This window comes from Gordonia bronchialis DSM 43247, assembly GCF_000024785.1.
Lineage (GTDB): Bacteria > Actinomycetota > Actinomycetes > Mycobacteriales > Mycobacteriaceae > Gordonia > Gordonia bronchialis.
The window spans coordinates 1-12,661 of the sequence record NC_013442.1 but is presented as its reverse complement, the minus strand read 5'-3'; the positions used below and the strand labels follow the sequence as shown (position 1 = coordinate 12,661).

Annotated in this window: 14 protein-coding genes; 12 read left to right on the top strand and 2 right to left on the bottom strand. The window is 66.7% G+C overall.

Annotated elements, in window-relative coordinates:
- Positions 1-23 precede the first annotated feature (23 nt).
- The gene (locus GBRO_RS25630) at positions 24-569 is read right to left on the bottom strand and encodes a helix-turn-helix transcriptional regulator (RefSeq protein ID WP_012836462.1); all 546 of its coding nucleotides are present in this window, start codon (positions 567-569) and stop codon (positions 24-26) included.
- A 1,843-nt stretch (positions 570-2,412) separates the two neighbouring features.
- On the opposite strand from GBRO_RS25630, the gene GBRO_RS24175 reads away from it, so the two are divergent.
- Entirely contained in the window at positions 2,413-3,336 is a 924-nt protein-coding gene (locus tag GBRO_RS24175; protein WP_052298461.1) for a hypothetical protein, read from the top strand.
- Positions 3,337-3,342: 6 nt separating this feature from the next.
- Positions 3,343-4,203 (top strand): hypothetical protein, encoded by an 861-nt coding sequence (locus GBRO_RS24915; protein ID WP_012836459.1) that lies wholly within the window; start codon positions 3,343-3,345, stop codon positions 4,201-4,203.
- Positions 4,204-4,212: 9 nt separating this feature from the next.
- Here the strand turns inward: GBRO_RS24915 and GBRO_RS26490 are convergent, their stop codons facing one another.
- Positions 4,213-4,449 (bottom strand): hypothetical protein, encoded by a 237-nt coding sequence (locus GBRO_RS26490; protein WP_169309909.1) that lies wholly within the window; start codon positions 4,447-4,449, stop codon positions 4,213-4,215.
- Positions 4,450-4,480: 31 nt separating this feature from the next.
- Here GBRO_RS26490 and GBRO_RS24910 point away from each other — a divergent pair, with 31 nt between their 5' ends.
- The 10 genes from GBRO_RS24910 (at position 4,481) to GBRO_RS24120 (ending at position 12,632) form a co-directional block, all read left to right on the top strand.
- The gene (locus GBRO_RS24910; RefSeq protein WP_052298459.1) at positions 4,481-6,076 is read left to right on the top strand and encodes a cutinase family protein; all 1,596 of its coding nucleotides are present in this window, start codon (positions 4,481-4,483) and stop codon (positions 6,074-6,076) included.
- 45 nt (positions 6,077-6,121) lie between these two features.
- On the top strand, positions 6,122-7,360 hold the full coding sequence (locus GBRO_RS24155) for a MinD/ParA family ATP-binding protein (RefSeq protein ID WP_012836457.1): 1,239 nt from the start codon (positions 6,122-6,124) through the stop codon (positions 7,358-7,360).
- On the top strand, positions 7,357-8,076 hold the full coding sequence (locus GBRO_RS24905) for a hypothetical protein (RefSeq protein ID WP_012836456.1): 720 nt from the start codon (positions 7,357-7,359) through the stop codon (positions 8,074-8,076). Before GBRO_RS24155 ends, GBRO_RS24905 begins: the two co-directional genes overlap by 4 nt.
- A gap of 127 nt (positions 8,077-8,203) precedes the next feature.
- Positions 8,204-8,497, top strand: coding sequence for a hypothetical protein (locus GBRO_RS24145; RefSeq protein ID WP_012836455.1), 294 nt, complete (start codon positions 8,204-8,206; stop codon positions 8,495-8,497).
- Entirely contained in the window at positions 8,497-8,775 is a 279-nt protein-coding gene (locus GBRO_RS24140) for a hypothetical protein (protein WP_012836454.1), read from the top strand. Before GBRO_RS24145 ends, GBRO_RS24140 begins: the two co-directional genes overlap by 1 nt.
- A 53-nt stretch (positions 8,776-8,828) precedes the next feature.
- Complete coding sequence (locus tag GBRO_RS26485) at positions 8,829-9,491, top strand: hypothetical protein (RefSeq protein ID WP_012836453.1); 663 nt, start codon at positions 8,829-8,831, stop codon at positions 9,489-9,491.
- Between the two features lie 49 nt (positions 9,492-9,540).
- Positions 9,541-9,774 carry a hypothetical protein gene (locus tag GBRO_RS24130; protein WP_012836452.1) on the top strand — a complete coding sequence of 78 codons (234 nt, stop codon included), beginning with the start codon at positions 9,541-9,543 and terminating at the stop codon, positions 9,772-9,774.
- Positions 9,767-9,928 carry a hypothetical protein gene (locus GBRO_RS26480; RefSeq protein WP_012836451.1) on the top strand — a complete coding sequence of 54 codons (162 nt, stop codon included), beginning with the start codon at positions 9,767-9,769 and terminating at the stop codon, positions 9,926-9,928. Before GBRO_RS24130 ends, GBRO_RS26480 begins: the two co-directional genes overlap by 8 nt.
- 2 nt (positions 9,929-9,930) lie before the next feature.
- Complete coding sequence (locus GBRO_RS24125) at positions 9,931-10,818, top strand: hypothetical protein (RefSeq protein WP_012836450.1); 888 nt, start codon at positions 9,931-9,933, stop codon at positions 10,816-10,818.
- 50 nt (positions 10,819-10,868) lie between these two features.
- Entirely contained in the window at positions 10,869-12,632 is a 1,764-nt protein-coding gene (locus tag GBRO_RS24120) for a hypothetical protein (RefSeq protein WP_012836449.1), read from the top strand.
- Positions 12,633-12,661: the final 29 nt, after the last annotated feature.

Genomic DNA, 12,661 nt, shown 5'->3' with positions numbered 1-12,661 from the left:
TACTCGGCATACGTTTGCGATGCTTACTTGCGACGTCGGCGCGCCGCGTCGGCCTGTTCACGTGCTCGGGTCCTGTCAACGACCGCCTGCTCCCACGCCGAGGCAACTTCGTCCTCGGGCAGCTCCAACACCGCGGCCATCCGAGACGCAAGGAGGTCGTCGTACCGTGACCGGCCTCGTTCAATATCGCTCAGGGTCGAGGCCGGTATCTTCAACTTCGCCGCGAACTGCGCCTGGGTGAGGCCGGCCCGCACGCGCAAGTCCGCCAAGTGAACGTTGGCCGCAGCGACATGGGGCGTGAGGTCGGCGGGCGACAGGTTGAGAATCTCCGCCGCACGAACAAGTGACGTGGGAGATGGAGTCGTTTGCCCAGTGAGCCATGACGAAACAGCCTGACGAGAGACGCCGATGCTATCGGCAAGATCCTCAGCTGCAAGCGACTCACGTGCGAGGGCATTGCGAAGCGCAGCAGCCGAGAACCCTGGTGATCGCACTCCTCTTGGCACCACCCAATCCACCTCTCGCATCGGCCCAGAACCCCAGTCGTTGTGGTCATTCTGGCCGGTCATGTGGCGCCCTTCGAGTAATTGTCGGTGTAAACTTGCGATTCTTACTTGCGATGAACGGTTTACTGAGTTTACTCTAGGGAATGTGAGGATCGACCTACGGGAAAACCGACACCGTGGGCAAGGATCTTGCGTGATCACCGCAAGCTTTGTACGGTTGGAATGCGCTTGGGCTTCGGTCCAAGGATCTTCCCGCCGGTTGATGCAACGCCAGCGGTCGCAGACGAGCCACCCCATGGTGGGCTCTGTCGTGACGCTGTCAACCTGTTTGGGAGGAGAAGCACCTATGCGCTATCGCAAGCTCCCCTTACCCGTGCATGCACAAGCATCAAGGCGGTCACCGCAGCTAGTCGGCGCGTCAGCGTCCACCGGCGGTAGAAGGTTGCTGTCCGCGGTGAGGGAATCTGATTGGCGTCGGACACTTACCTCACCGCGGACAGCTCACCCAATCACAGCCACCAAATGCTCACAGCGTTCGGTGGAGCTGGACCCCTTCAATTATGCACGAGATGGCATTGCATTCGACACCGAGCGGCGACGGTGCCGCACCGGAAGTCGCCCTGCCGCAGTGCCTCATATCCTCCCGTCAGCGTTCGAAGCTGTCATACCGCTCGACGTGAGAGCAACGCCAACCCAATTCCTGGGGAGCGAAGCGCTCTTCATTATGCCCCATCTATGCGATGGCCTGGAGACAACACAGACGCTGGAGGGGGTGTTACGAGAGAGTGTGGGGTCACGGACCTGGCCGGTGTGTGGTTGGCGCCTGGCCGGACCAGGGTCCGTGAGCCCACTGTGATTGCCCCGACCTGTAGGCGGTAGGTGCCGCGAATCGGTGGGACAGTTGGTAGTTTACGCGATTTGTTGCGTATCGCTGCCCCCATTCGCTGAGGACTTGCTGTGTGCGGTGTCCCAACGAATGAAGGTGTGTATGCGTGTACGGATCAACGTGGCGATCCGCGCGGGCTGGGTGATGGCCCAGCGAGCTGATCGCGACGTTCGCATTGGCGGTGGTGACGTTGCCGTCGATTGATGATCGTCCCTGGGAGGGGCAGCAAGATTGGCCGTCGAACGGCCCCTCCCAGGGACTGGGTTGCAGTCCTCGACAAGGCGATCGGGTTTCCCGTGTCCTCGCGGGACCTAGGCCACCTTTCCGTTCCTCTGCACGAGGGCAGGGGGTGGCCCTGTGTCCAGCTTAGCTGTTACGGGTGGTCGGCTGTCAGTGCCTGTGTGCGGGCGTCTGCGACACGGCGCCGATCCCTTCTCTCACCTTCTTCTTGCCGCTTTGGTTGGCGGTTCATCCAATCGTTCTCGCAGGTGCGTGCCCTCTGGTGGTTCGCGCATCGGTGTCCGGTTCTCGTCTACGTCGATTCGGAGAGTGTGTTTTATGTATCAGCCTCGTCATTCGTTGAATGTGGTTGCAGCCGAACATGATCGGCTTGCTGATTCTGAGTGGTGTGCACCCCCTTCTACTGTGCGGCGGGCACATGCCAGGTGGTCGCGGCCGCGTCAAAGGGCGCTGACGGGGGCAGTGGCCGCTGCGGTCGTGGCAAGTCTGGGGTTGTCGGTGGGGACGGTGTATGCGGCACCCGAACAGGGTGGGGTGACGAACTCGCCGGGCAGCGATGACCAGGGCGGCGTGACGAACTCGCCGGGCAGCGATGACCAGGGCGGCGTGACTACGACGCCTCCGCCGGCGCCGCCGACGTATGATCCGGGTCCCACACTGGTACCGCCACCCCCTCCGGGGCAGTGGGAGCAGTGGCAGGCGCCCGACGATGGGGGCACGCAGTCGGTGCCGTATCCACAGTCGGGTTTGCCTCGAGCGGTACCCCGTGCGACTCCTCCGGTGAAGCGGATCATTCCGCCACCGGACACCTTGCGCGTCGGGAACCTCGAGTGGCCGGTGAAGCGAATTCCGGAGTTTCCGAACAAGATTCGCGCGGTCAACTCGGCGAACCAGTGGGCGGCATATGCAGAGGCCGAGATCGCCCGATTCTTGATCGCACACGGTGTGCCCAGGGATGAAGCATCGCGGCGAGCGGCGGCGGCGGTCATCGGTGTCGCGGTCGGCGGCGGGATCGGGTTTGCGGTCGGGTTTACCACGACGATGCTGGTGGTGGGTCCGGTTCTGATCCCGTTGGCAACGCTGGGTGGTGCGGTGACGGGCGCGATTGTCGGCAGCGTCGTCCCGCTGCCACCGGGCCCGCCGGTGAACACACTGGTCGGTGCCGGGATCGGTGCGGGTGTCGGATTGGCGGCCGGTACGGCGGCGACGGTGTTTGTGTCGGTGCTGGCCGGCACCGCCGGCGCTGCGGCGCTGGGCACCATCGGCGGCCTGCTCGCCGACGCGTTGGGTGCGGGTGACCCGAACGCGCACCCCACGCGACCGGGACTGCCGTGGCAGCAGGGCCCCGGTGAGCGCCCACCCGCACCACCGAATCCCGGTGCGAATCAGTTCGAGTTCACCGCCGAGCTGGACAACTCCGGGCTGCCCGGTGGCGGAAGCGTCCGCTACGAGGTGCGTAGCAACGGCAGTGTCGATGGTCATGCGCAGGTCGGTGCTGCGCGGGTGCCGCTGCACATTTCGGCCGATCAGGCCAACGCCCCGTATCGGGCGATCGAGAACTCCTTCGGTGCAGGCACCGCGCAGGCCGTGCGCGGCGCTGTCGCAGGTGGCGTGAAGGATCTGACCGCGACCGCGCAGAAGGTGCTCCCGCGAGCGAACCTGAATGTACGTCTACCGCAATTGATTCCAGCGGGGCGGCGGTGATTCTTGATGACTGATCAGCAGCGTGTGACGGTGCCGCGGCGCCGCCCGTGGGAGGTGGCTGAGGCCGGTCGGGCGCAGCCGGTGCCGGCGAGCGCGGTGCGCCCGGCACTGGTCGTGGGCCGGGCACGCGTGACGGCAGCCACCGACACCACCCGCACCACACGCATGCTCGACCGCGCTCACAGCACCGGGGTCCAGGAGCGACCGGCTGATGAGGCTGCGGTGGCGGCGAGTGCTGTGTCTGATCAGCGGGAGTTGTTGGTGCGCCGACGGCGGCGCGGGACGAAGGTCACGGTCGCGGCGGTGATGGTGCTGCTGGCTGCGGCGTTCGGCGGTGTCGGCGCGTTGTGGTGGCTGGGTTCGGGATTGTCGGAGCAGACGAACCCGGGTGAGGACGTCAGCAAGTTGATTGCCGAACCGACACCGCAGTTGCCTGCGCAACCGGCTGCCACCGGCGCGCCCGACACGATGGGTGCGCCGTGTCCAACAGCGCGCACGGGTCCGGTGTGGTCGGGTCGAGAGCCCGGCGGCGTACGAGGCGGCGAAGAGGTCATCAAGTACTTCCAGCACTCCTACTACGTCGCCCGCTCAGCGGTGCAGGCTCGCACGGTACTGGCCGCCACGGCGATGCGCGGTGACGCCCGATGGATGCAGTCGTTCATCGACAAATTGGCGCCGCACACGTCGTACTGCTTGCGGATCACCACGCTCGCACCGGGCAGCTACGCGGTGATGATCGCCGAACAGCAGGACCTCGGCAAGCCGCCGCAGAACATCTATCAGATCGTGCGGACCGCTGATTCCGGCGGCCGCACCTGGATTGTGTCGATCGATTCCGACCCCACAGAAGGACGTACTCATGGCTAATCCGTTGCGTCACCACCGAAGTGCCGCGTTGGTCACTGCACTGGTCATCACCGGAACCTCGCTCGGGGTGTCTCCGGCGCTGGCCGATCCGACGACGCCCAGCATCTCATCGAGCCGGGCCGGGAGCGATTGGGCGGTCACACCGAACCCGGATGGCAGCATGCCGACCTCTGGCCGGGTGCCCGACACCACTTCTGCCGCACCGGATACCACCCGAACCACAGTGGCACCAACGACTCCGAGCACCACACGACCGGCAGGCCCGGCTGGGTGCGCGGTGGTGCATGCGATCGCGTTGCAGGGCACCAACGAATCCGCCGAGGGCCAGGACCCGCGCCAGGATTCGGGCATGTTGTCGAAAGTGATCGTGCCGGTATCGGCGAAGTTCAGCAACGACCGCTCGAAGTTCGACCGTACCTACGTGCCCTATCCCGCCGATTTCGGATGGCGCGGTAACACCTACGAACAATCGGTGACCAAGGGTCTCGGATCGGCGAACAAGGTGATCACCGATATTGCTCGGCGTTGCCCGACAACGAAGTTCATGATCCTGGCGTATTCGCAGGGAGGTCAGATCGGCGACACGTTGCTGCGGCGCATCGGCAACGGCAACGGACCGGTCCCGGCTGCTCAGGTCGCCGGGGGCATGCTGTTCAGCTCGCCCAATCGGCCACCGGGTTCGGGCTTCTTTCCGGGGGCAGACGGGCAGAGCACCCCTGGTGCGATACCCGGCACACCGGGCACCGCGGTGCGAAATGTGCGGGCAGGCACCACATCCCCCGATCGTCCGGGCGGCGGTATCGCCCCCGACGTGGCCGGCACTCCGCAAGGGTACGGCGAGCTGACCGGACGGGTGGCCTCGGCCTGCATCCCCGGCGATCTGGCGTGCGACATGCCGGCCGGTGCGCCGCTGGCCAGACTGGTGACCAACGTCGGTGGGCAGCTCAACCTCAACACCGACGATCCGGTCGGAATCTTGACCAGTGTCGCAAATGTGGTGGGCACCACCGCGATCAAGACCGCTGCCGATGTGGTCAACAACGACATCTCCACCACCGACGGGACCACGGCCGGGTTGCAGTATCAGCCGCAGCAGAGCCTGCTCGGTCGGGCATCGGTCGCCTCGGACCCGCAGTACCAAACCGACGTGTTCGGCGCGCTGCAGAAGGTGCTGGGCATCGCGATCAACACCGGGATCACCATCGCGCGCAAGGTCATCACCCCGGCCAATATCGCCGAGATCGGCACCGTGGGGCTGACCAACCCCGCCGCCGGGTTGGCGTTGTTCGGCAGCAAACTGGGCAGCGCCGCGCTGGAGATGCTGCCGCAGAACTGGGCGAACCAGGCCGAAACCGCGATCGTCAACGAGCTGAGCACCGACTTCCGCGACAACAAGCAGCTCATCGCCATGGCCGCCGACGTCACCTACTGGAACACCGCCAAGCACTTCGCGTACGACAAGACGCCCCTGGCCGCCGATGGTGCCACCGCCGTGCAGTTCGCCACGAACTGGGCCATCGCCGCGGTCACCGATCTGCTCTCGGCCATGGTGACCACCGCCGGGAATGCGCCGGACTCGTCGCTGATCACCCTCACGTCCCCGGTGGGTGGACCCGACTCGTACAACGGGCTGCCCGGCCTCAACATGCCACGCAAGCAGCCGACTCCGGATACGACCTCGTACAACCCGTGGACCACCGAGACCACCGACCCCCAGGCCCCCACCTACCAGGACGGTGTCACCGACCCCGGCACGGACACCACTGTCACCCCGACCCCCACCATCACGTCAACCCCGGCACCGACGACAACCCAGGTCCCCAGCGTGAGTACCACCGACCAGACGTCGACCCCGCCAAGTGCCACCCCCTGAACGGGAACCATCTACCAGCACAATCACTTCCGCTAGGAGCACCCCATGTCTGAGCCGCACATCCCGGAATGGATGTCCCATCTGGCCACACCCACCGGCCGCGATGAGGGCACCGCAGACCTGCAGCCCACCCCTGCCCGGGGTGCCGAAGCGGGCACCGCGGTGACGACCGAATCGCCGGCGACGACCGACAACGATATTCTCGCCGCGGCCGCCAGGTGGCCGGGCAGCGAGGGTCCCGATCAGCACAGCGGTGCCATTGGCCTCTCGCGGCACGCCTCACCACCGATGGCAGCGTTCACCGCGCCCCCGCCGGCGCGGGCGATGCCCCGCCCGCCGGGATCGGTGCTCGGTGGGGGAGTGCGGCCGGTTCCGGCGTCGGGATGGCGGCGGGCGGTCTACGTCCTCAGCGGGGGCACGCTCAACGCCGGTGAATCGCCGAAAGATGTTGCCGACCACGACCTGAACGTCCGGATCAGCGCACCGGTCTACGCCGATCACCGGGTGGCGGTGCTGTCGTTGAAAGGCGGCGCGGGCAAGACCACCACAGTGGTCGGCATCGGCTCGGCCATGGCCGAGGTCCGCAATGACCGCATCCTGGGGATCGACGTCAACCCCGACATGGGTGGGCTGGCCCACCGGGTCGCGCCGGCCTCACACGCCAGTGCCACCGCGGGGTCAACGGCCACCATCTACGACCTCATCGAATCCGGACGGCACAGCAAGTACGCCGATGTGCGTGCCCACACCGTGGAAGCCGACACCGGATTGCAGGTGCTGGCCTCCCATTCCGATCCAGCCCGTTCGGACGCCCTGACTGCCGACCAGGTGCAGACCGCACTGACGATGGTCGCCGATCACTACCAGGTGCTGCTCGCAGATTGCGGCACCGGCATCACCCATCCCGCCACGAGCGGGGTGTTGCAGAGCGCCGATTCCGTTGTCGTGCCGACGTTGCTCGACGAGGCCGCCATTCACCGCGCCTGGTTCGTGCTCGATTGGTTGGATGCCCATCACATGCCGGATCTGGCCGCACGCGCGGTGGTGGTGGTCAACCAGGCGCCCTCCGGACGCGATCAGCGGTTGACACGAGTCACCGATTACTTCGCGCAGCGGGTGCGGGCGGTCGTCGCGGTACCAGCTGACCGGCATCTGGCCGAGGGAGGCCCGATCTACTGGGATCGGCTCCACCACCGCACCCGGCATGCCTACCGAAGCCTGGCCGCCGCCGTCGCCGACGACTTCGCCACCAAATTCGCCACCGCGGCAGGCCAGCGGCTATGAGCACCGCCTACCACCACGACCTCGCCCCGGCCGATGATGACCTCGCCACCACCGGCGACGCGGCCGTCGACGACGAGCAGCCGGCCGCCACCCCCACTGTGTCGGCCGTCCCGAGTGGAGTGGTGCTCGCGCCGCCGGCGCATCGGTGCGCCCCGATCTGGCCACAGCCGGTGATCACCGATCCGCGCCGCCCGCCGGCCCGGTTCTGGCTCGTCGGCGCCCACGGCGGGGCCGGTGCGTCGATGCTCGCCGCGGCCTGGGCCGAAATGGCCGGCGACGCCGAAGGATGCTTCCCGGGCGGATTCGGTGAGGAATCACCGTTCGTCGTGATCGTGGCCCGCGAATCGGCGCACGGTCTCGATCGCGCCCATGATCTGATCACCCAGCATCTGTCCGGGCTGGGCGGTCCGTCACTACTGGTGGGACTGGTGACCGTCGCCGCCCAACCCGGTCGGCGCGAATCGGCTGCGCTGCGCCGTCGACGCGAGGTGATCGGCGGTCTGGTCGCCGACCAGGTGTGGCGTATCCCGTGGGTGGACAGCTGGATCGAGCACACCGCTGAGGACATCAGCGCCTGGCCGCTCGAGCAACCACTGCCCACCGGGCGGCGCCGCGGCGAAGTCGAGCACCTCCTTCCCCGCGAAGTAATCGCACCGGCCTACGACATCTGGGACACCATCGCCGCCTACCTCACCGACCACGAGGACCGCCCGTGAACCGAGCACAGCGTGGCCGGCGCCGGTGCGGGGCACACGAACCCTCTCACACGTCCACACACAATCCGCCAATGGGTTGTGGCGCAACCACTATCAACCGATCACATCACTCTGAAGGGAAGTACTGATGTCCGTAATCGTCAGCATGTGGGAGACGGTGACTCCTCTGGCCATCGATCAGCCGACCCCGGTCCAGCCGCCGGGAGGGGACCGGATCATGAAGCTCGTCGGTGTCGGCCTGTGGGCCGCGGTGGTGGGATGCCTGATCGGTGTGATCTTCGGCGGTGGCTGGATGTGGGTGGATCACTCCAGTGGGGTCGGCGCTCGCGGTGGCACTGGCGTCAAGGTCGTCATCGGCGCGCTCATCGGCGCCGCTGTCGTCGCTTCCGCCGCCTCACTGGTCACCTTCGCCATGAACTGATGACCGTGGCTTCCTCGACTGGCATCGTCGCCGAACCCGCACCGCCGAAACATCAACTCCCGCCGGAGGTGTGGCAGCAACTGTCCCAGATCCTGGGGATGGGGATGTGGCTGGGCGGCATCGTACTGGTCCTCACCCTCATCGTCACCTGCGGGTTCGGATGGTGGCACTACCGCACCGGCAGCGGCGTCCGGTGGAACAGCAAGGTTCGCTGGATTCTGTTCGCCGCGTGGCTGTTCGGGTCAGCGTGGATCATCGCCGGCTTCGTTGTCCAATGACCGTTTTCCTACTCCATCTCATCTGCGTTACGAGCTAAAGGACGTGTGCTGACATGATCGTTTCCTCTTCTCTGATCCGCCGCGCCGGCGTGGGGGTCGCGGCGCTGCTCGTGCTGATCGTTGTTGCGCTGCTGATCGCCGGCGGGTGCGGATCGTCCTCCGACGACGAGGCCTCCGCTCCGGCAGTGGATACCACCGCCGCCCCCGCCGACGTGGCCTGCACCACCTGGCAGGGTGTGACGCTGCCCGCCTCGTCCGTCGACGGTCCCCGCACCGTGGACGGGGCGGTCGCCAAGGGCTACAGCCACACCCCCCAGGGGGCGGCGCTGGCGGCGGCGCAAACCACCACCCGGCTGCAGCTGGCTCCCGACACCGACTGGGTGGCCGTGGCCAACACGCTGGCCGCGCCCGGCCTGGGTCGCGACACCTACGCGGTCAACCGGGCGCTGGTGTCGATCACCCAGCCCGCATCCGGACCGAATGTCCAATCACTCAAAGGGTTTCGGTTCGACACCTACACACCGCAGCGGGCCGTGGTGAAGATCGCGGTCAACCGGCACGACCCCGCAGCAGGCCGTGAGGTCACCACCGTCGCCACCCAAACAATGGTGTGGTCGGGCAGCGACTGGCTGCTGCTGCTCCCGGAAGCCGGTAAGGAACACCCCGCCACCACGATTCCCGACCTCGCCGGATACACCCCGTTCGGCTGCCCCTAACCGCGTTGCCTGCCCGCCCCCGCGCATATCCCGAAAGGTCGTCCTGCCCATGACTGTTCACCACCGAACCACCGACCCAGACCATCAGAGCCACCCCAACAAGAAGCGATCCCTATTCGGCTTGGACCCCGAAACCGCCACCGTGCTGCTGGTCTGGTTGTTCGTCACGCCGGCGGTGGTGCTCTGGCTCGGCTGGTGGGTCGCACCAGTGCTCATGGTGTTCGTGGCTGGTCTGATCTGGTGCTCACCGAGTGTGCGGGAAGCGGGTGGGCACGATGACTGACCGCAAACTCTTCCTCGGCATCCTCCTCGTGATCGGCCTCCTCATTGCGCTCTGCGTGGTGCTGAATGTCATGGTGGGGCCGCCCCCTCTGGCCGGGGTCAGAATCCACCCGGTTGGTGCCGTGCTTCCCGAGTCGGTGGGAGGTGGGTGGTGACAATGACTGAGCCGCAGCCGGATACCGCCGAACGGCCGCGCCGCCGGCGCAATCCCATCGTCACCGTCCTCGCTTTCGCGTTTATCGTCTTCATCGTCATTTGTTGTGTGCTGGCGGTCGTGGTGCGCACCCAGGGTTCTTCTGATGGGCCGGCCCGGACCACGGCACCCAGCGTGACCGGCGCTGAACCCAGCGGGCCGGGCATCACCTCCGATGACCCTGCGTTTCGTGGCTTCGCCACCCCGACCACCGATCGGTTCGGGCGGCGGGTTGACATACCGAAATGGCCTGGCGGGTGGGCTCTGCCGCAGCAGCCGCGCACCAGTGAGGGCACCTGGGCCGCTGACATCCCCACCCCGGCACCCGCCGGGATCATCTGGGAGAAGGTCAACGACGGCGCGATCGTGGCCTTTTCGACCAGCGACGGACCGCGGCGGGTGGCTGCGGGGCAGGCGTTCGGGTTCGCCCATACCCCGCAGGGAGCCGCGCTGGCGGGATGGCAGATCACGATGCGTCTGGGCGCCGCCAATAACGATCTTGCGCGCACCATCTACGACACCCAGACGGTCATGACCGACGCCCAGCGCCGCGAAGTCTACGCGCAGCTGACGGCCGAGGGGCCGTGGTACCGGGACATGGCCGATGCCGAACTGTCCTATCTGACCCAGGCCGACGCGTTCCGGATTACTTCCTACGCACCTGATTTCGCCGTCGTCGAGTACGCGACCCGCGCCCCGGACAGCTCTACCGACAACGCGCAGCAGTGGACCACCAGTCGCGTCGAGTTGCTGTGGGATGACGACGGCGAGGATTGGAAGTTGCAGTTCCCCAGCACCGACCAGGACCCCACCGGCCACACCGCCACCTTGCAGGGGTGGACGACGTGGTGATCCGACAGCACCGGCCACCCCGGGCCAGATCGTGGGTCATCACCGCGGCGATGGCTGTGCTTGCTCTGTCGCTCATCGTGATTGGCGGCGGTCCGGCGCTCGCAGTCCCCTCCACACCGCCCACGATCAGCAACGCACCGAGTGCGCCACAGACTCCCGCGGGGTATGACAAGGCCAGCGAGAGCGACGTGAGGGCGTACGGGGTGCCGCCCACCGCACTGCGGTTGAAACCAGGGCAGCGTCCACCGGCCGGTTACACCGCCGTGCAAAAGCAACTCTGCGTCCCCAAACAGGTCGGGGCTCCGTGGATGGGCCAAAACTGCACCTCCACCGCGTTTGCCATCAAGACGGTGGGGGGACCTGTCGGCGGCACGGTTAACCCCAACAATGGCGGTACCTACGGCTTCGACGAGACCTGCGAACGGCTGAGCCGCAACACCGGGTCCTGGAAGAACCCGCTCAACTGGAACCGCAAGATCACCGGCAACATCGCCGAGCAAGGCTGCAAGCTCGCCAACGTCCTGACCCACCCCAATGAGGCGTTACAGGCGATGTGGCGCACCGGTTTCGGCAAAGCGGTCAAGGGAATGATCGCCGGCGTTGCGGACGGCTTCGGGATTCTGCTGAACGGGTGGTTCTCCACCCCAGCTCCCAAACTCGCCAACTCGAACTATCTGACAATTCTGCAAAGCTACTTCTGGATCTTCCAGGTGGCGTTCCTGTTCGGGTCCTTGATGCTCGCCTCGATCCGCATAGCGATGGCCGCACCCGGTGGGGAGACCGCCGAAACGCTGGGCGTCGCCAAGATCGTAGCCCGAACCGTGTATGCGACCGCGGTCATGCCGACCATCATCACCTTGGCGACCGTGGTCGGCGATGCGGTGGCGATCTGGCTGCTGAATGAGTCCACCGGCGGCGATCTGGGCGGCAAGGTCAAAACGATGCTGCTGGCCGACAACAGCTCCTGGGCACCCGGATGGGTGTTGATGATCGCCATCTTCGGGATGCTCGGCGCGCTGGCGCAGGTGATCTTACTGATCATTCGGCAGGCGTTCCTCATTGTCATCGTCGGATTCATCCCGTTCGCCGCGGCCGGCTCCGGATCAGGGATGGGCGAATCGGCCTACGAGAAGATGCGCAACTGGGCGTGGGCATTTGTGCTGTTCAAACCCGCAGCAGCAGCCATCATGGCGTGCGCGTTCTGGGCGGCCGACGGTGGTAATGACATCTCCAAGTTCAATGGCTTGGTTCTGTTGACCGTGGCGGCGGCGGCGCTGCCGGCGCTGCTGCGGGTGATCGGGGTGTCCAACGACACCGCTGGCAGCGGCCTGGGTGCCGGTTCTGCGCTGGCTGGTCTGGGGGTCAGTGCCGGTGCTGCCATCGCGACCGGCGGCACTTCCCTGGCCGCTCAGGGTGGCGGTAAGGCGCTGTCGATGATGGGTGGTCGCGGCGGCGGTGGGTCCCAGGGCGGCTACCTCGGCCAGGCCGGTGGCACCGGATCGAAGTCACGCGGCGACGGTGGGGGGGCGCGCACGCTGAGCCCGGCCGCTACCGGTCACTCCTCGAGCGGTGGAGGTGGAGGTGGAGGTGCGGGAACGCGGCCAGCGGCGCCGGCTGCGGGCGGGGGGCGGCATGCGGCCAGTTCCGCTGGCGGTGCCCAGCAGCGCGGGCGCAGTCGCGCCGCCGGTCCTGCCGGTGGCTCCGGTGTGCGGTCGGCAGCCCAGGCCGGCGTGCGCAGCGCCGCCCCGTCCAGCACGGCCACGGTGTCCTCCCGTATCCCGCGTAGTTCTGCCGCCAGCGACGTCGCCCGTTAGCTCGTTCTCGAAAGGATGTATCGGTCATG